The organism is uncultured Fretibacterium sp. (genome assembly GCF_938030725.1).
In the GTDB taxonomy this organism is placed as follows: domain Bacteria; phylum Synergistota; class Synergistia; order Synergistales; family Aminobacteriaceae; genus Fretibacterium.
On sequence record NZ_CALHIQ010000057.1, the window covers coordinates 32575 to 51497 of the forward strand.

The window sequence follows — 18923 nt, forward strand, 5'->3', positions numbered from 1 at the left end:
ACTCAGTCCACGAACTCGAAGCCGACTTCCCTGAGTTTTTCGTCAACCCACGGGCGCGGCCATCCGCCTCCGGAACGGATCCCCTCGAGCTGGCGAGCCTCTCCGGCATGGTACTCGCGCGCCCTTCCAGCGATCTCCCTCGCGATCTCCGGGGGCACGACGATCACGCCATCTCCGTCGCCGATGACGATATCGCCGGGATGGATGACGACACCGGCAAAGGAGACGGGAAAGTTCATCTCGCCCGGACCGTTCTTGTAGGGGCCGTTGGGCGTCACCCCCTTCGCGTATACCGGGAAGTCGAGTTTCGCGAGGGCGCGGCTGTCCCGGACGCAGCCGTCGATGATGATCCCCGCAAGCCCGCGGCTCCTGGCGTAGCTGCTCATGATCTCGCCGCACAGCGAGCGGCTCATGCTGCCCTTGTTCGCGAGGACGATCACATCGCCCAGCTCCGCCATGTCGAGAGCCTTGTGAAACAGCAGGTTGTCGCCGGCCGGAGCGTTGACGGTGAACGCCACGCCAAGCAGGCTGACGTTTGGGTTCAACGGATAAACGCCCGCGTCCACGGCCGCGATCCGCCCCATGTTGTCGTCGATGTTCGCCACCGGTATGCCGCGAAACGCCTCGACCAACTCCCTGGAAGGCCTCACAAAATTTCTCCTGATCCTGCAACCTGCTGGCATAACCCGTCCCCCCGTGCAATAGAATTGGCGGCGGCAAGAAGCCTGCCGCGGTATCGATGCAGATATAATATAGTGAAAGTTTTTGATTGCAAAATGAATAAATTTTACTATGATAATAAATGAAATTTATGTTTGGGATGGGGAGGCGGATCGAATGAACCTTGCGGACATAGAGACCTTTCTCACGGTCGTCAACACAAAAAGCGTTACGCAAACCGCAAAGATGCTGTTTTTGACCCAGCCGACGGTCACGCACAGGCTGAACTCCCTCGAGGCGGAGCTGGGCTTTCCTCTTATGATTCGCAAAAAAGGATGCAAGCAAGTCGAGCTGACCGAGCGAGGGCTGGACTTCATCCCGGTCGCCGAGCGATGGGTCTCGCTGTGGAAGGAGACGCAAAACCTCAGCGGTGCCGAGGACAGGGTTCCCCTGTCGATCGGCTGCACGGACAGCATGAACGTCGTCCTCCTCGCGCCCCTGTACGAGGGGTTTCTCAAGACGAAACCGCAGGTGAACCTGACCGTCCATACCCATCAGTCCAGGGAACTGTACGGGCTCCTGGCCAATCACGACATCGACATGGCATTCGTCTACCACAACCTGCCGTACAAGAACATCCGGTCCGACAAGATCTTTGAAGAGAGGCTCTACCTCGCGCAAACGGACGAGCCGGTCGTCTCGAAGCCGGTCGTTCGCATGAACGAACTCGATACCTCAAAGGAGATCTTCATGAGCTGGGACGACAATTACCAGATTTGGCGCGGGATCTGCGCAGGAGGCGTGTACCGCCCAAGGGTTTCGGTGGATACGGTGGCGATGCTCGACAGGTTGTGGAGCCAGCCCGACCATTGGGTGATCGCCCCGGAATCCGTCATTGCCGAGCTGGCGAGGGGGCGGCGCCTCTACGTCAGCGAGATAGAAAGCGCCCCTCCCAACCGCAGCGTTTACAAAATAAAGCGGCAGGCTCCAAAACTGACGCGCCACAGGGTCGTAGCCCTCTTTGAGAGCGCCGTCGAGGAATACCTGGGGGACCTGAAATTCCCGATAAAGATCGGGGAGGTCTTTGGCGGGAGGGACTGACGGCCCGTGAGCGAGAGCGAACGGCTGCCGGAAGGCTCTCCAAAGGGGGCGCGCGGCCCCACCGCCGCGCGTCGCTCTCCCCTGGGTGGCCAAACGACTAAAATCAGAACCACTATATACCGCAGTTACGCAGGCGTTCCCCTGTTTTCCTGAAAATATCCCCCACTTTTCCTCCACATTATCCCCCACATGTGGTAGGATAAGCGGCAGGGGTCAACAGGACAACCCAGGAGCGTGAACATGAAAGATTACAGGAAAATTGTCAGGGAGCTGACGGCTCATCCATAAATAAAATGGCGAGGAGCGAGGAACCTGAAAAGATAAAATCGTTGCAATGAACAGCTTAGCGAAAGTTGCTACTGCTCCGCACTGCGGGCTTGATGATGATATCGTGGAAATCATAGACGAAACAGAGAAAGGCGGCGCGGAGTCATGACAAAGAAGAAAGTTAGCGAAACGATAACGGAAAATATTTTTCGCGACTTTTATGGAGCAAGCACTTTCATAGAAAAATCAGCTATACCGTCCGGCTATGGCTTTACTTCAAAAAAGGGTACGTCTTATAGTGGATACCCTGATTTTTTCTGTGATAGCGGAGACTATTGCATTATAGTTGAGGCCAAAGCTACAGATCACGCAGCAGCACAAGACGAAGTACAGTATTACATGATAAACAATAAGATACATAAGGATATTATCGGTATAAGTGTATCTGGACAGTCACAGGAAAACATCCTTGTGACTTATTACTTGAAACTTATGGGAATGACTGAAATTAAATCGTTCCCACAAGAAAACACTCTGCTTTCTATTCCGGCGATCAAAAAGCAGTATGTCAAGACAAAATACGGCAAAAGTGTTACGACTGAAGCCCTTATAACAGTGTTAAAGGACTTAAATAAGCGTTTTAACAATAATAATAAGGTTCGCGATACCGACCGTAGCTTGTTCTTTTCCGGACTGATGATAGCGTTAAAAAATAATAATTTCAGAAGTACCTACAAGAACATTCAAGCCCCGTCAAAAGAGGAAGTTGCTACAACAAAAGCAACAGTTCTTGAAGCGCATAATCTTAATAAAGCTATCCTTGAAGCTATAACGACTGAACTTGAAAGCAAAATCAACAGCCTGTCTAAAGAGTTTAGCTGGCGCGACAAGTTTTCGTTTATCAAGAATATTGACTATACCCTTGAAGAATACAAGAAAATCATAGATATTATTGAAAAAAAAATTTTCTACCCTTTTCAAAATGAAGAAAAGCAGGATATTTTAGCGCGTGCATATAAAATCTTTCTTTCCCGTGCGGGGAAAGTAGATAACAAGAACATTATCTTAACACCCGACCATATAAAGGAACTAATGGTTAGATTAGCGCGACTGTCTGTAAATGATGTGGTATTAGACACTTGCGCAGGTTCTGGCGGTTTTCTTATGGAAGCTATGGAAACAATGATCGCGCTTGCAAAAGGCGATGAAAGGAGAATTACAAACATCAAAGAAAAGCAACTTATCGGCTTTGAAATTGACTCTGTTCTTTTTGCCCTTGCGTGTTCAAATATGTTCCTGCATGGCGATGGCAGAACTAATTTGCTATACAGAAGTAGTCTGCTTGATGAAACGCAAGGCGGAATTGTAAATAATAGAGACAAAGAACTACTTGAATACATTTGGAGCATGAAGCCAACAAGGGTTATTATCAATCCACCTTATGAGAATAACAACCCTATCAAGTTTACAATTCAAGCATTGAAGTACCTTGAGCCGGGCGGCAAACTTGTTATCATTATGCCCACACCTACCATGACACATAATCAAGGAGATCTGACTGAAAAAGTTTTATCTATGGCAAAGCTGGATTATGTTATTAAAATGCCTGACAAGTTGTTTTCTGAGCAAAAACGGACTGTGAACACGTCTATTTTTGGTTTTACGAAAACGCCGCATATTGAAACTGATGACGTGCTTTTCTACAACCTTGACGATGACGGTTTTGTAAGCATTCAGCATAAAGGGCGCATTGATAAAAATGGAACGTGGCCTGAAATAGAGGATACAATCTTTGACGCAATATCTAATTCAAGAGAGATAATGGGGGTTTGCCAAAAGAAGAAAATATACAAAGACGGTATTTTGAATTGTGCAGGCGTTCAAACGCGGCGAAACAGCAATTACGAAATGGTAAAAGTTAGCACGCTATTTCATGTTACTAAAGGAACGCTTGCGAGTGAAAGCAATATTGACGGCGACTATCCCTTCGTAACTGCAGGCGAAGAATGGAAAACACATACAGATTATGCGCTTGATACAGAAGCGATTGTTTATGCAGTTAGCGCAGCGGGTTCTTTAGGTCGCAGTCACTATGTCAATGGAAAATTTATTGCAAGTAATCTATGTCTTGTTTTGACAAGTAAACATGACCCAAAATATCCGATTAGCTTAGAGTTCTACAATTGCTATTTTGCTTCAATTAGAAAACAAATCGTTTCTGACTTAGCGGACGGAACATCAAAGTTGACTATATTGCCGAATATGTTCAAGGATTATTATGTTGATTATATTCCCTATGACGAACAGCAAGCCTTTGTTCAAACAAAGTTGAAAGACTTCCTGACACTTCAAGAGAAGTATAGAAAAGCGCAGGAACAGCTTTCACACGATATAGCTAATCTATCAGATTAAAGTCTGCATCGTTTGTTATCGTTGAGTAACCCCAAGCAGATTTAAGCGACAAATAAGTGGTGCTATACTAGTCGTGTTAACACAAAAGCAAGAGATCGAAAACAAAAACAAAAAACAGGAAGCCCAGGAAAATAACATCCAAATCCAACTTAATCGTACCGCGTAGCAATACGACGAAACCTCTTGTCCCTGCAGAAAAGACGTTCGACCTCGTTCCGTTTCTTGTAAAGCCCTACACCATACGACCATGGTTTCTTCGCGTTGCTCTTGGGCGGAACGACCGGCTCCAACCCACATTCTTCCGAAAGACGACGTGTCACCATTCCACAATAGGCCTTATCCATGACCCCTTTGACATCTTGCGTGAAGACAACTTAGATAAATTTCTTGAATATTTCACAAAGAAAAAATCAATTTTCCTTAAACCAAAAACCCTGTTATATTGGGCATTACGGTCACAAAACCATATCCAAGGGGGATGCGGCAAATGAAGGGAAAAACCACTATCGTTCACAGGATGCTCATTGCGCTCGTTTGTGGTCTTGTCGTCGGCATCGGGTGCCTGTTCCTGAGGGAATACCTGTTGTCAAACGGCGGCGAGGGGACGTGGAAGCTCATCAACGGCCTGCTGTTTCAGGACATCACGCGCCCCGAAGGCGTCCGATCGCTCGGACTGTTCTACATCATCGGCCAGGTGTTCATGAACGGCCTCCAGCTTGCCATCGTTCCGCTGGTCCTCGTTTCGATCAGCCTCGCGATGTGCAGCATCTCCGAGGCCGCGAAGCTTGGACGCATTGCCGTCCGTTCGTTGATCGGCTTCTTAGGCTTTTACGCCGTCGGGTGCCTGATAGCGGGAGCGATCGCCTACGGGGCACGGGGGATGGGGTGGTTTACGGTGGTTCTTCCGGGCGGCGAGGTCACGAAGACGGCCCAGATCGCTCCATACAACCCGCTTGGCGTCATCGTCGATGCCATACCAAACAATATCGTCAACGTCATGGGCGTCAACACGCGAATCCTTGCGGTCGTGGTCATCGCCATCATCCTGGGAATCTGCATGAACAAGCTTGGAGAAAAGGCCCAGGCGCTCAAAAACGTTCTGGAGGGCCTCAGCGACGTCATCAACATGTGGCTGACCTTCCTGCTCAACAAAGTGGGGCCGTTTGCGATCTTCTGCATGATCTCCCGCACGTTCGCCGTCTACGGCGTTGAATACCTGAAACCGGCCGCCGCCTACATGGGGACCGCCATCTTCACGCTCTTCCTGGTGCTCTTGACGGTCTACCCGATAGGGATTTTTCTGCTGACCGGCCTGAACCCGTTCAAGTTCATCAGGAAGATGGCGAAGGTCGGCGTGTTCGGCTTCGCGATGAACTCGTCGGCGGCGACTCTGCCGATCAACATGCGCACGAACCTCGATGAACTCGGATGCAGCGAAGAGATAACGAGCTTCGTGCTTCCGCTGGGCATGACGATCAACATGAACGGAACCTCGATCATGCACATGGTGGCGGTGACGTTCATCGCAACGAGTGCAGGCATCCCGATAACGCCGGCCACGCTCGTCATCATGGCGGTCCTGACGATATGCGCAGCCGCGGGGACGCCGGCCATTCCGGTCGCAGGAACGACGATGATCTTCACCGTCATGGCCGGCCTGGGGTTTACGACCGAGGCGTGCCTGGTCGGCTACGCGCTGGTCGTCGCGATCAACCGCCCGGTCGAGATGTCGCTCCTCACGCTGAACGTCATCGGTGACGCGGCGGTCAACGTGATCGTGAACGCCAAAGAGGGAGCGCTGAACCGCGATGTCTACAATAGCTGACGGCAAGGAGGAGACGGCAGTGAACTACGTTACGGCAGAACGGATGAACTTTTTGCCCTTCTCCGGCATACGCAAGATGATGGAGAAGGCGACGAAGATGCAACAGGCGGGTGAGCGCGTGATCCACCTGGAGATCGGCCGTCCGGATTTTGATACGCCGGAGAGGATCAAGCGCGCAGCGGCCGAGAGCCTGGCTCAGGGACACGTCTTTTACACGTCGAATTATGGGACGCCAGAGCTGAGGACGGCAATCGCCGACAAGATGCGCGAGAAGAACCACGTGAGGTACGACCCGTCCGAAGTCCTGGTTACCGTCGGCGTCGGAGAAGGAACCTTTGCCGGCATGGCGGCGTTTCTGAACCCGAGCGACGAGGTCCTCGTCCCCAATCCGGTGTGGCTGAACTACATCCACGTTCCGGAATCCCTGGGAGCGGTTCCATCGACGTACAGCCTCAAGGAGGAAAACGACTATCAAGTGGACTTCGCGGAGCTCGAGAGCAAGATAACGAGCCGAACGAAAATGCTGGTCATCGTTGATCCCAGCAACCCGACCGGAGGCGTTTTTTCGCGCGAAACCCTGGACCGCCTTGCCGAGACGGCACGGAAACACGATCTGCTGGTCCTGTCGGACGAGATCTATGAACGGCTCATCTACGACGGAGTGGAGCACGTGAGCATCGCTTCGCTGCCAGGAATGAAGGAGCGGACGATCACGTTGGGCGGCATGTCCAAAGCGTACTCGATGACGGGATGGCGCCTTGGCTATCTGTGCGCCCCGCGCGAGATCGTTCAGGCGTGCGTGCGCGTTCATCAATACACGGTGACGTGCGCGCCGTCGTTCGTCCAGGATGCGTCGGTCGTCGCCCTTCGCGAATGCGACGAGGACGTCGAGGCGATGCGCCGCGAGTATCAAAGGCGCAAGGATTACGTCGTCAAGGCGCTCAACGCGATCGACGGCCTGAGCTGCAACAATCCGAAGGGCGCGTTCTACGTTTTCGTCAACGTCAAGAGCTTGGGCCGCTCGTCCGCCGAGGTCGCCGAGTACATGCTCGACCACGCAAAAGTGGCGCTGGTTCCGGGAAGTGCGTTCGGGTCGGAGGGTGAGGGCTACCTGCGCCTCTCGTATGCGGCCGCTTACGAAGAGCTCGTCGAGGCCTGTGAGAGGATCGAAAAGGCCGTCCAGGAGCTGCGGTAAGCCGTTGAGTGCCCGCTGATCCGCTCAGAAAAAAATCAGCCTGACGAAGGCCCCGCACCGATGCGTGGAGCACGCAACGGGATGTCGCGCGTGTCCTTGTCATTGCAGGCTATAATGAAGAAACGTGGGACGCTTCGTCCCAAGCCGTCGGGGAGGTGCGCGGGATGGATAAGCTGCGGGAGGATGCGCTGGAGATCGTGAGGCAGGCCATTGACGCCGTGCTGCCCGAAGCGGCGGTGAGAGAGGCGTTGGGGCGTGGAGAGCTCGCTGCCCGGCTGAGGGAGGCGGGGCGAGGACGGGTGGTGCTGGCCACCATCGGCAAGGCGGCGTGGCGCATGGCGAAAGCCGCCTCGGAGCTACTGGGAGACAGGCTGGCCGGCGGCGTCCTCATCACCAAATACGGCCATTCGCTGGGGGAGATGCGGGGCATTGAGGCCTTTGAGGCGGGGCATCCGGTGCCGGACGAGAACGCGGTCCAAGGGACGGAGGCGCTCCTGAGGCGCGTGAGGGGCCTGTCGCCGGAGGATACGGTGCTGTTCCTCGTATCGGGCGGCGGGTCGGCGCTCTTCGAGCTGCCGGCGGAGGGCGTGACGCTGGGGGACGTGGCGGGCGTGACGGGCCAGCTCCTGGCCAGCGGAGCGGACATCGTGGAGGTCAACGCGGTCCGCAAGCACCTGTCCGCCGTGAAGGGAGGGCGCTTCGCCGAGCTCTGCGCGCCGGCCCGCGTCCTGACGGTGGCCCTGTCGGACGTGCTGGGGGATCGTCTGGACAGCATCGCGTCGGGGCCGGCCTGTCCCGACGCCTCCACGTCGGAGGACGCCCTGCGCGTCGTGGAGAAGTACGGGCTGGCACTCCACCCCCGCCTCACGGAGGCCATGAAACGCGAAACGCCCAAAAAACTGGACAACGCCACGGCCGTAGCGGCGGGCAGCGTGGCGTCGCTCTGCGCGGCGGCGGGGAGGGCCGCCGCAGCCCTGGGCTACGCGCCGCTGCTCCTGACCTCCACGCTCTCCTGCACGGCGCGGGAGGCCGGCGCGTTCCTGGCCGCCGTCGCGCGGGAGGTGCGCGCCAGCGGTCGCCCCATCGCAGCGCCCTGTGCCGTCATCGCGGGCGGCGAGACCGTGGTGCGCGTGACGGGAAAGGGCAGGGGCGGACGCAATCAGGAGCTGGCCCTGTCGGCGTGCCGCGGCATACGGGGGCTTCGGGACGTCGTGGTCGTCTCCGTGGGATCGGACGGCACGGACGGCCCCACGGACGCGGCCGGGGGCATCGTGGACGGGACGACGGCGGAAGCGCTGGAGGCCAGCGGGATGGACGTCGAGGCGGTCCTGCGGGACAACGACGCATGGACTGCGCTGAAGGCCGTGGACTCCCTCATCATCACGGGCCCCACGGGGACCAACGTCAACGACGTCTCGTTCGCCCTGATGGGCTAGGGCCGCACCGCCGTGATGAGCGCACTGGCGGAGAGCCCCGCAAGGGCCGCCTCGTCCTCCGCGCTCAGGCTTCCCGCCTCCTGTCGAACGACGTCTGCATTGATCTCATGGGGCTTCGTCGGTCTGACGCTGACGTGGACGAACCCCGCCGCCTCAAGTTTTCGCCTATACTCTTCCGACGGAAGAGCTCCGGCGATTCACCCGCTCCAGGCCGTCTTGCTCCTGCGCAGCATCTCCGGAACGGGGCGCAGCAGCACGACGTCCGACACGCAGAAGCGGCCGCCGGGCGCCAGCACCCGAAACGCCTCGGCGAACACCGCGTCCTTATCCGGGGACAGGTTGATGACGCAGTTGGAGAGCAGCACGTCCACCCCGCCGTCGAAGATCGGGAGCGCCTCGATGTGGCCCTTCAGGAGCGTGACGTTCTTCAAGCCCAGCTTCGCGAGGTTCTTTCGGGCGCGGGCCAGCATGGCGGGGGTCATGTCCAGGCCGTAGACCTGGCCCGACGGCCCCACGTCCCGGGCTGCCAGGATCAGATCCAGCCCTGCGCCGCACCCCAGGTCCAACACGCGCTCCCCCGGCTTGAGGAGCGCCGCGCGGACGGGGTCCCCGCACCCGAAGGACTGCTCCGCCGCTTCCCCCGTCCCTGCGAGGTCCGCAGCACGGTAGTTGCCCTGAGTCATGTCCGTGACGGCATCGGGGTCCGTGCAGCACCCCGCTTCCCGTCCCTCGATGGCCGCGCTGTACGCCGCGCGCACCGCCTCCCGAATGTCCTCCACAGCAGCCCCTCCGTCCTTCCTCATGGGACCGCTCCTCAGGGCGGCCCCTACGCCTCCTGCCACGTCAGCGCCAACTCCGCAAAGGTCCCGGCCCCCGTCCAGAGCACGTCCTCGTTGACGGTGAACTTCGGGTGGTGATGGGGAAAGTCCAGCCCGCCGCCGAAGGTTGCGGGGTGCGAGAAGAACACGCCCGGCACCTTCTCCATGTAGAAGGCCATGTCCTCGCTCACCATGGCCGGCTCGTCGATGGGGCGAACGTGTTCCGGCCCCACGACCGCTCCCGCGGCGCGGACGAGCTTTTCCGTCATGCCGGGGTCGCAGACCACGGGGGGCGGTCCATACCTGAAGGCGACCTGAGCACTGCCGCGCATGGCTGCGGCGACGCCCTCGGCAATGGTCCGGATGCGGTCCTGCAACGAGCTGCGCGTCTCCTTCGAGAGGGAGCGGATGGTGCCCTTCATCGTGCAGGAGTCGGGGATGACGTTGGGGGCGGAGCCCGCCTGGAAGCTCCCCACGGTCAGCACGGCGGGGTCCAGGGGCGGCGTCTCCCGGCTGATGACGGTCTGGAGGGTAGCGTAGATCTGGCAGGCGATCGAGATGGGGTCCACCGAGCGGTCCGGCTGGGCCCCGTGGCCGCCCTTCCCACTCACCTCGATGGTGAAGACATCCGCCGCGGCCATGACGGCTCCTGATTTGAAGCCGATCTCGCCCGCATCGGCACCGTTCCAGAGGCTGCCCGTGTGCAGCCCGGCGATGGCGTCCACGTCCTCGAGGACGCCGTCCTGGATCATCGCCATGGCTCCCATCCCGATCTCCTCCGCCGGCTGGAAGATCAGCTTCACGGCGCCCCGCAGGTCCTCCCGATGCCGCCCCAGCAGGACAGCCGCCCCCAGCAACATGGCCGTGTGCGCGTCGTGCCCGCAGGCGTGCATCCGTCCAGGGTGCGCGGACGCGAAGGGCAGCCCCGTCGCCTCCGCGACGGGCAGGGCGTCCATGTCCGCGCGCAGCGCCAGCGTGCGCCCGGGCCGGGCACCCCGAATCATCGCGGTGACGCCGCTTTTCCCGACCCCCGTCCGGACCTCCTCGGCCCTCGCCTCCTTCAACCGCTCAACGACGAAGGCCGCCGTGTCCCCGACGTCGAACCCCACCTCCGGATGAAGGTGGATGTGCCGACGCCAGCTCACCATCTCTCCGTTCAGCTCCCGCGCCTCATCCCGAACGCTCACGCCCTCCATTGCAACATCCTCCACCTTTCACAAAATTCAGGTGAACTCAATTTTATATCATCCGGGGCAGATTGCCTCCTGCGTTCTATTGTATCTTGCGCGAATATGTTATAGAATTGTATATCCTGTAAAGGTGGCATGGCTTGCTTCGTAACGTTTTACGAATGCGGCGGTCGCGTTCGGCTGCAGGCTTTGCAAAGGGGGTGGAAATCATGAGCGACTGTATTTTCTGCAAGATCGCAGGCGGCGAGATACCGACGGACTTCGTCTATCAGGACGAGGACGTCGTGGTCTTTCGTGATGTTGCACCCCAGGCTCCAACGCATCTCCTGGTGATCCCAAGGTGTCACGTAGCATCTTCGGCCGAGGTGAAGGATTCGGCCGTCTGGGGCGTCCTGATGGGCGCCGCCGTGAAGGTCGCGCTCTCGCTTGGCCTTGAGAAGGATGGCTATCGTATGGTCATCAACACGGGAGAAGGAAGCGGTCAGACGGTACCTCACCTTCACATTCATCTGCTGTCGGGACGCAATTTCGGCTGGCCTCCGGGCTAGTCGGAGAAGAGGAAGGGGGGATCTGTTCATGACGACTGTCACCCGCAAAGAAGGAGAGAACATTGAGGATACGCTGAGGCGCTTCAAAAAGGAAGTGGCCAAGGTGGGGACTCTGCGTGAGGCCCGCAAGCGCGAGCACTACGAGAAGCCCAGCGACGCCAAGAAACTCAAGCGAGCTGAGGCGGCGCGGAAGCGCAAGAGCATGAGGCACAGGAACGCAGGTTAGTTTGCGTGTCGATGGGGGCTGAGGCCCCCATTTTTTCTTTTCGCGAAAGGAGAGTGTGATCGCGATGAAGCTGACGGATCGGATCGCGGCCGACCTGATGGCCGCCATGAAGGCGAGGGAGGAGAGGCGCCTCTCCTCCCTGCGGATGCTGAAGACGGAGCTGCAGAAGCTCGCGGCCGACAAGGGGCGCGACGCGGAGATCGCGGACGAGGACGTGCACGCGGTGATCCGACGCCTGATCAAGCAGCGCAGGGAGGCCGCGGAGCAGTACGCTGCCGGCGGAGCGCGGGACCGCGCGGAAGCGGAGCTGGCGGAGGCGGCGATCCTGGAGCCCTACCTCCCGGCCCAGTTGGAGGACGCAGCCCTGGACGAGATGGTCCGTCAGGCCGCCCAGGACACGGGAGCCTCCGGACCCCGCGACATGGGCAGGCTCATGAAGGCCGTGCTGGCCCTGGCGGCGGGCCGCGCCGACGGCGGGCGCGTCAAGGACCGCGTCACGGCGTACCTGAACCGTTAAGAGGGGCGCAGTCCATCTCCCGCCCGTTTCGTCAGGAGGCGCCCCAGGGCGCCTCCTTCATTATTGTCGCCTTTTTGTCGCTCTTTCGCCGCCGTCAGAGCCCCTTCCCGCCCTCCACTCGGAGACGGCGAGGCCCCCCAGGATCAGCACCGTCCCCAGAAGGGACAAAGGCGTCACGGGCTCTCCCAGGGCCAGGGCGCCTGCCGCCACGGCCACGACGGGGATCAAATAGGCGGAGACGCTGGTCCGCACCGGCCCCAGCGCCTCGACGGCAAAGTTCCACGCGAAGAAGCACAGGGCCGACGCCCCCAGTCCGAGGTAGAGGAAGGGGAGGAGAAACTTCGGCCGCGCCAGGAGGGCGAGGTTCGGTCTGAGGCCCAGGAACGGCGACAGGATCGCCAGGAACAGGACGCCGTAGAGGAAGATGCGCTGCGTCGCCTGAAGGGTGCTGAGGCCGAAGCCGCCGGCCCGCCGCACCAGCACGGAGTAGAGGCCCCAACTGGCGGCCGCTCCCAGGGCCAGCAGGTCCCCCAGAGGCGAGATCTGCATCCGGACCCCATTGAAGCTGATGAGGCCGATGCCCGTCATCGCGAGGGCAAAGCCGACGAAGAACCGCACCTGGAGCCGGTCCGAACGGTAGAAGAGGCGGTTCAGGGTCGCCGTGAAGAAGGGGGCGGCGGAGATGATGACCCCCACGTTGGAGGCCAGGCCGTACGTCAGGGCCGTGTTCTCCAGCAGGAAGTAGAGCACGATGCCGCAGAATCCCGCGACGGCGTAGGAGAGCTCCTCCGGCACCGTCCGGACCCGCGGGAGGCGGGGGGACGCCAGGAAGAGCGCCATCAGGCCCAGGACCATGCGGATCAGGATGACCTCCACCGGCCTGAAGTCCTCCAGGATGACCTTTGATACGATGAAGGTCGTGCCCCAGATCAGGATGCTGGTCAGCGCGGCGGCGTAGCCTGCGATGGCACTGTGCTTCATCTTCCCGCACCTCCGGCAGCCGTTGCCCTCCTGCGCTCCACCCTTCCAAACCTCATTGCGCTCCGTCCCCCCTTCAAAAATAAGGCCCGCGTTCGGCCGGAGCGGAGCGCGAGCCGCATCAGCGTACGGGGGTATTATACGACGAATCTTCCCCTCAGCGGCGCGGGAACGCAGGGGGCAGGGAGGCCAGCAGCTCCTCGATGACGGGGTGTCCCGTCGCCGCCAGTTCCTTGACGGAGCACCCCCGCGCGGCGATCATGCCGTCCGCCATCAGCGCCACCTCGCGACAGAGCCCGGCCACCACCCTCAGGTCGTGGGAGATGAAGAGAAACGCCAGCCCCTGCTCGTCGCGGATGCGCTCGATCAGTTTCAGCACCCGCGCCTGCACCAGCATGTCCAGGCTGCTGACCGCCTCGTCAAAGACCACCACGCGCGGGTTCGGCGCCAGGGCGCGGGCGATACAGACCCGCTGGAGCTCGCCCCCGCTGAACTGCGAGGGGTACTTGTCCGCGTCCGTCGCCTTCAGCCCCACCTGCTCCAGCAGGGGGCGGGACCGCTCCACGGCCTCTCTCTTCGTCAGGCTGAAGAAGTTGCGCAACGGCTCCGCGACGATCTCCCCGGCGGTCATCCGCGGGTTCACGGAGTCCCGTACGTTCTGAAACACCGCCTGCACGCTGCGCCGAAACTCGGCGCGCCGCGCGGGAGAAGCCACGTCCTCCCCGAGGAACCGCACGGTCCCGGCGTCCGGGCGCTCCAGGCCCAGGATCACCCGTCCCAGAGTGCTCTTGCCGCACCCGCTGCGCCCCACAAGCCCCAGGGAAGCCCCCTCCGAAAGGTCCAGGTCCACGCCGCGCAGCACGTGCAGAGCCTCCGCCCGGGAGAAGAGCCCCCCGCGCCGGTAGGTGCGGCAAACGCCCTCTAAAGACAGAAGCGCGCTCATCGTTCGTCCCCTCCCTCCTGCAGCAGGCCAAGGCGCGCGCAGAGCGCGCGGTGCGCCTCCACCAAGGCGACCGTCACCGGATGCCGCGGGGAGCTGAAGATCTCCCCGACGGGGCGGGCCTCCACCACGGCGCCCTCCTCCAGCACCACCACGTCGTCGGCCACGCGGGCCACGACGCCGAAGTCGTGCGTCACCAGGAGGACCCCCATGTCCCGACGGCGCCGTGCGGCGTCGATCAGGTCCAGTACCCGTCGCTGGGCCACGGTGTCCAGGTCCGTCGTCGGCTCGTCCGCGATCAGCAGGCTGGGGTCGTTCAACAGGGCCAGGGCCAACATCACCCGCTGGAGCATCCCCCCGCTGAGCTGAAAGGGGTAGGCGCGGCATATTTTACCGGCGTCCTCAAGCCCGACCTCCCTCAGGGCAGCCTCGGCCCGCCCGCGCCAACCGAAGTCCCCTCCGTGGGCCGCCAGGGTCTCCCTGAAGTGGGAGCCGATGGAGAACAGGGGGTCGAAGCAACTGATGGGGTCCTGCAGGACCATGGCGATGCGCGTCCCGCGAAGCTCGCGGAGCTCCCTGGCGGGAAGGGCGTCGATCGGGCGCCCCTCGAAGCGGATCGCCCCCCCCGTGCGCCTCACGCCCTGTGGAAGCAGGCCCGGAACCGCCGTGCAGGAGAGCGACTTGCCCGATCCGCTGGCCCCCACCAGACAGGTGACGCGCCCGCGGCAGACCGCAAAGGAGACGTCCCGGACCAGGGGCCTTGCGGCTCGCTCCGACGTCTCGATCCGGAGGCCACGCACCTCCAACAGCGGCGCGCTCATGACTCTGCCTCCACGAAGTCGAAGTCGGACGCATCGCGCATGGCGTCGCCCAGCAGGTTGAAGGCCATGACACTGACGAAGATGGCCAGCCCCGGATAGAGCAGCAGTTGCGGCTGGGTCCAGAGGTACTGGCGCGCGTCGTTGATCATGCTGCCCCACTCTGGTGTCGGGGGCTGGACGCCGAGCCCCAGGAAGGAAAGCCCCGCCACGTGCAGCATCATGTGTCCGATGTCGAGGGTGGAGAGCACCAGCAGTTGCGGGGCCAGGGCCGGCAGGATGTGGCGCGCCACGATGCGCCACCGGCTGGTCCCGGCGACCCGCGCGGCCAGCACGAACTCGCGGTTCTTCAGGGAGATGACGATCCCCCTCACGATGCGGGCGTACCAGGCCCAGTGCGTGAAGAAGATCGCGACGATGACGTTCGTCAGCCCCGTGCCCAGCACCGCGACGAAGAACATGGCCAAGATGATCGTGGGGAAGGTCAGAAACACGTCACAGGTGCGCATGATGGCGGAGTCCAGCACCCCGCCGAAGAAGCCCGCGACGCTCCCGGCAAAGGTGCTGAAGGTCACGATGAGCAGCAGGATGAGGAAGACGGACCCCAGCGAAACGCGGGAGCCAAAGATCAGGCGGGACAGCACGTCGCGCCCCAGGTGGTCGGTCCCCAGCAGGTGTCCCGCGCTCGGCGGCAGCAGCTTGGCCGCCAGGTCCACCTCCTGCGGGTCCGGCAGCCCCATCCAGGGGCCCAGGAGCGCCGCCAGACCGATCAGGAGGAGCAGAGCCGCGGCCACCCAGAAGACCTTGTTGCGCAACAGTCGGGCGGTCATCGGGCCTCTCCTTCCAGTCGGACGCGCGGGTCCACCAGCGCGTAGAGGATGTCAACGCAGAGGTTGCAGAAGACGAAGATCACGGTCATCAGGAGGATGAAGCACTGGAGCACGGGGTAGTCCCGATTCAGGACCGACTGGACCGCGTAGCGTCCCAGTCCCGGCCAGGCGAAGACGTTCTCCGCGATGACGGCCCCTCCCAGCATCTCCCCCAGGTGCATGCCCGTAGCGGTGACGATGGGGATCATGGAGTTCTTCATGACGTGCGCCCACACCACCCGCCGCTCCGTCAGGCCGCGGGCGCGGGCGTAGAAGACGGAGCGGGAACGCATGTGCTCCAGCAGGTTCGCCCGCAGGAAGCGGACGTTGACGGCGATCGACATGGCCGACAGCGTGATGACCGGCATGACCAGGTGCGCCGCGCCGCCGCGCCCCATAGGGGGCAGCCACCCCAGCTTGACGGAGAAGAGGTACAGGAGCAGGTAGCCCAGCCAGAAGCTCGGCATGGAGACCCCGACGAAGGCCAGCGCCCGCGTGAGGTGGTCGGCCAGCCGGTCCTTGTAGAGCGCTGCGGCCACCCCCAGGGGAACGCTGACCAGGAGAGTAAAGAGAAGCCCCCACCCGGCCAGCGTCAACGTGGCGGGAAGGTAGTATAGCACCTCCTGGAGCACCGGCTTGCCCGTCACGTAGGAGCGGCCGAAGTCCAGCCGGACGGCCTTCGCGGCCCACGCAGCGTACTGCTCCGCGATCGGCCGGTCCAGTCCCAGCTCGCGCCTCGCCTCGGCCAGAGCCTGCTCGGTGGGGGGGATGTTCGACATCCTCAGGTAGGCCATGGCCGGGTCTCCTCTGGCCAGCCTCAGGACGAGGAACACCAGGATCGAGACGCAGATCAGGATGGGAATCAGGACGAGGAGGCGCCTGACGATGAAGCGGAGCATCGCGGGCCGCCTACTCCCAGGACATCGCGTCGAAGGGCACCGAGTTCACGAAGGCGGGAAATTCGACGCCCGCCAACCCCTTCCTGTACACCTTCACCAGCGTCTTGTAGGAGATGGGGAAGTAGACGGCCTGGTCGTGCAGGGTGGTCAGGATGTCCCTGTACAGCGCGGACCGTTCCGCGTCCGTCGTGGCCCGAAGCGCCCGACCGATCTTCTCGTCGAGCTCCTTCTTCATCGGCAGGCCGGACTGGGCCTGACAGTCCGCGTGGGCAGGAACCCGCATGGAGGCGCACATCGCGTGGGGCTCATAGGGGGCGCCCCAGGTGTCGTTGAAGATCATGCCGAACTCCCCGTCCTGCTGGCGCTTGAAGTAGGAGTCGCTCTCCTCCCCGATCAGGCTGACCCGAATCCCGGCCTTCCCGAGGTTGGACTGCACCACCTCGGCGATCGTCTTCTGCACGGCGTCGCTGCCGATGAAACAGAGGTCGAACGCCAGCTCCTGGCCGTCCTTTGAGCGGTAGTCCCCCTCCTGCTTCCAGCCGGCTTCCTCCAGGAGCGCCTTCGCCCTTTCCAGGTCGTACTCGTAGGGGACGAGCCCCACGTTGCAGTAGGGCATGGCCGTGCTGAAGAGGAAGGGCGCGGGGGGCTCCACCTCCAGGAACACCCCCTTGACGATGGCGTCGCGGTCGATGGCGTGCTGAACGGCCCTGCGCACCGCCAGGTCCCTGCCCGCCCCCCTCGCGGAGTTGACGGCCAGGGTGCGGGTGGCCCTGGGGTTCGAGACGCCCGTCTCGAAGCGTCCCGTCGTCTCCAGGCGCTTGAAGGCCTCGAGGCTGATCTGGGCAGCCCCCTGACCGCTGGCCCCGAAGATCAGGTCCAGGTCCCCCGTCTCGAGGGCCGCCACGCGCGACTCCCCCTCCGGGACCACCTTGACCAGCACCTCCGCAAGCTCAGGCTTCCTGCCCCAGTAGGACTCGTTGCGCTTGAACAGGTCGTACTCCCCCTTTCGGCCCTCGGCGTGGACCCACGGTCCCGTTCCGACGGGGGCCTTGATCCCCCTGGCCGTGCCCCCGTCCGCCCCGAACTGCGCGGGGCTCAGGAAGCGGAAGGGGCGGATGAGGGAGAGGTCCGCCAGGGTCGGCCCGTAGGCGTCCTTCAGGACGAGGCGCAGCGTGTGTTCGTCCGCCGCCTCCGTCCCCTCGATCTCCCCGGTCAGACCCAGCCATTCATGGCGTCCCGCGTTGGCCATCACGGCGTCGAAGTTCGCCTTCGCGGCCCGTGCGTTCCACGGCGTCCCGTCGGAGAAGGTCACGCCCCTGCGGAGGTGAAAGGTGTAGACCTTGCCGTCCGGGGAGACCTCCCAGCTCTCGGCCAGGCAGGGCTCGATCTCGCCGGACCCGGCATAGCGGACCAGCGGCTCGTAGATCATGTCCTGAGCGTACATCTGGTTTGGAGAGTACTGGTGCGGATTCAGGTCCCCTCCCGCGTTGCCGCCCCACGAGTAGACCAACCTTGACCTCTCCGCCGCGCCGGACGCCCCGCAGAGCGACAACAGGCACAGCGCGCAGAGCCACCTCGCAAATTGCCTCATAGAAAAATTCCTCCATCGTTAAATCAATTGAGCCATCGGGATTCCCAAGTCGGTGCCCCCGGCGAAGCCTTTCTCAGTAGAGGATATGGTAACATATTTTATGATAAAAATAACACTAAGGCGTTCCCATAGACGAAGGGCCGGTCCCCGGGGGGGCCGGCCCTCCGTGCCGCGCACGAGGCAGCGTCGCTTACTTGAGCGTCCCCATCGCCGCGTGGGCTGCGGCCACGCGTGCCACGGGCACGCGGAAGGGCGAGCAGCTGACGTAGCTCATGTGGATCGAGTGGCAGAAGGCGATGGAGGACGGGTTGCCGCCGTGCTCGCCGCATATCCCCACCGAGAGCCTGGGGGCAACGCTCCGGCCCTTCTCCACCGCGATCCGCATCAGGGCGCCCACGCCATCCCGGTCCAGCTCGCTGAAGGGGTTCTCCTTGAACACGCCCTTGTCGATGTACTGGAACAGGAACTTGCCCTCGGCGTCGTCCCGCGAGTAGCCGAAGGTCGTCTGGGTCAGGTCGTTGGTTCCGAAGCTGAAGAACTGCGCGTACTCGGCCAGCTGGTCGGCCACGAGGGCCGCGCGCGGCACCTCGATCATCGTCCCGACGAGGTAGGTGAAGTCCGTCCCGGAGGCCT

Annotated in this window: 18 protein-coding genes; 8 read left to right on the forward strand and 10 right to left on the reverse strand. The window is 61.4% G+C overall.

The features are described 5' to 3' along the window. Nucleotides 1–2: 2 nt before the first annotated feature. Nucleotides 3–683, reverse strand: a complete 681-nt coding sequence (locus Q0629_RS03600) for an RraA family protein (protein ID WP_298779045.1) — start codon at nt 681–683, stop codon at nt 3–5. Nucleotides 684–837: 154 nt separating this feature from the next. Here Q0629_RS03600 and Q0629_RS03605 point away from each other — a divergent pair, with 154 nt between their 5' ends. From Q0629_RS03605 to Q0629_RS03625, 5 genes are all read left to right on the forward strand, one after another. After that, complete coding sequence (locus Q0629_RS03605) at nt 838–1761, forward strand: LysR family transcriptional regulator (protein ID WP_298779047.1); 924 nt, start codon at nt 838–840, stop codon at nt 1759–1761. Between the two features lie 432 nt (nt 1762–2193). Next, nucleotides 2194–4440 carry an N-6 DNA methylase gene (locus Q0629_RS03610; RefSeq protein ID WP_298779050.1) on the forward strand — a complete coding sequence of 749 codons (2247 nt, stop codon included), beginning with the start codon at nt 2194–2196 and terminating at the stop codon, nt 4438–4440. Between the two features lie 487 nt (nt 4441–4927). After that, nucleotides 4928–6265 carry a dicarboxylate/amino acid:cation symporter gene (locus Q0629_RS03615; RefSeq protein ID WP_298779053.1) on the forward strand — a complete coding sequence of 446 codons (1338 nt, stop codon included), beginning with the start codon at nt 4928–4930 and terminating at the stop codon, nt 6263–6265. Next, nucleotides 6249–7460, forward strand: a complete 1212-nt coding sequence (locus Q0629_RS03620) for a pyridoxal phosphate-dependent aminotransferase (protein WP_298779056.1) — start codon at nt 6249–6251, stop codon at nt 7458–7460. Before Q0629_RS03615 ends, Q0629_RS03620 begins: the two co-directional genes overlap by 17 nt. Nucleotides 7461–7624: 164 nt before the next feature. Further along, nucleotides 7625–8896 carry a glycerate kinase gene (locus tag Q0629_RS03625; protein ID WP_298779058.1) on the forward strand — a complete coding sequence of 424 codons (1272 nt, stop codon included), beginning with the start codon at nt 7625–7627 and terminating at the stop codon, nt 8894–8896. 197 nt (nt 8897–9093) lie between these two features. Here Q0629_RS03625 and Q0629_RS03630 read toward each other — a convergent pair whose 3' ends face one another. Both Q0629_RS03630 and Q0629_RS03635 read right to left on the reverse strand, forming a co-directional pair. Continuing rightward, nucleotides 9094–9699, reverse strand: coding sequence for a methyltransferase domain-containing protein (locus Q0629_RS03630; protein WP_298779060.1), 606 nt, complete (start codon nt 9697–9699; stop codon nt 9094–9096). A gap of 23 nt (nt 9700–9722) precedes the next feature. Further along, complete coding sequence (locus Q0629_RS03635; RefSeq protein WP_298779062.1) at nt 9723–10910, reverse strand: M20 family metallopeptidase; 1188 nt, start codon at nt 10908–10910, stop codon at nt 9723–9725. Nucleotides 10911–11113: 203 nt separating this feature from the next. Here Q0629_RS03635 and Q0629_RS03640 point away from each other — a divergent pair, with 203 nt between their 5' ends. The 3 genes from Q0629_RS03640 (at nt 11114) to Q0629_RS03650 (ending at nt 12195) form a co-directional block, all read left to right on the forward strand. Next, nucleotides 11114–11452 (forward strand): histidine triad nucleotide-binding protein, encoded by a 339-nt coding sequence (locus Q0629_RS03640; RefSeq protein ID WP_298779064.1) that lies wholly within the window; start codon nt 11114–11116, stop codon nt 11450–11452. Between the two features lie 28 nt (nt 11453–11480). After that, complete coding sequence (gene rpsU, locus Q0629_RS03645; protein WP_298779067.1) at nt 11481–11678, forward strand: 30S ribosomal protein S21; 198 nt, start codon at nt 11481–11483, stop codon at nt 11676–11678. Nucleotides 11679–11742: 64 nt separating this feature from the next. Then, nucleotides 11743–12195, forward strand: coding sequence for a GatB/YqeY domain-containing protein (locus Q0629_RS03650; RefSeq protein ID WP_298779068.1), 453 nt, complete (start codon nt 11743–11745; stop codon nt 12193–12195). A gap of 60 nt (nt 12196–12255) precedes the next feature. Here the strand turns inward: Q0629_RS03650 and Q0629_RS03655 are convergent, their stop codons facing one another. The 7 genes from Q0629_RS03655 to Q0629_RS03685 form a co-directional block, all read right to left on the reverse strand. Next, nucleotides 12256–13176 (reverse strand): DMT family transporter, encoded by a 921-nt coding sequence (locus Q0629_RS03655; RefSeq protein WP_298779069.1) that lies wholly within the window; start codon nt 13174–13176, stop codon nt 12256–12258. 154 nt (nt 13177–13330) lie between these two features. Beyond that, a complete protein-coding gene (locus tag Q0629_RS03660; RefSeq protein WP_298779071.1) occupies nt 13331–14116 on the reverse strand; it encodes an ATP-binding cassette domain-containing protein in 786 nt (261 codons plus the stop codon). Continuing rightward, nucleotides 14113–14934, reverse strand: a complete 822-nt coding sequence (locus Q0629_RS03665; protein WP_298779073.1) for an ABC transporter ATP-binding protein — start codon at nt 14932–14934, stop codon at nt 14113–14115. Before Q0629_RS03665 ends, Q0629_RS03660 begins: the two co-directional genes overlap by 4 nt. Beyond that, the gene (gene nikC / locus Q0629_RS03670) at nt 14931–15761 is read right to left on the reverse strand and encodes a nickel ABC transporter permease subunit NikC (protein WP_298779077.1); all 831 of its coding nucleotides are present in this window, start codon (nt 15759–15761) and stop codon (nt 14931–14933) included. Before nikC ends, Q0629_RS03665 begins: the two co-directional genes overlap by 4 nt. Then, the gene (nikB, locus tag Q0629_RS03675) at nt 15758–16699 is read right to left on the reverse strand and encodes a nickel ABC transporter permease subunit NikB (protein WP_298779079.1); all 942 of its coding nucleotides are present in this window, start codon (nt 16697–16699) and stop codon (nt 15758–15760) included. Before nikB ends, nikC begins: the two co-directional genes overlap by 4 nt. 10 nt (nt 16700–16709) lie before the next feature. Further along, entirely contained in the window at nt 16710–18290 is a 1581-nt protein-coding gene (nikA, locus tag Q0629_RS03680) for a nickel ABC transporter substrate-binding protein (RefSeq protein WP_298779080.1), read from the reverse strand. 190 nt (nt 18291–18480) lie between these two features. Then, nucleotides 18481–18923 (reverse strand): putative PEP-binding protein (locus Q0629_RS03685; RefSeq protein WP_366123030.1); only part of this gene is annotated, 443 nt, incomplete at its 5' end.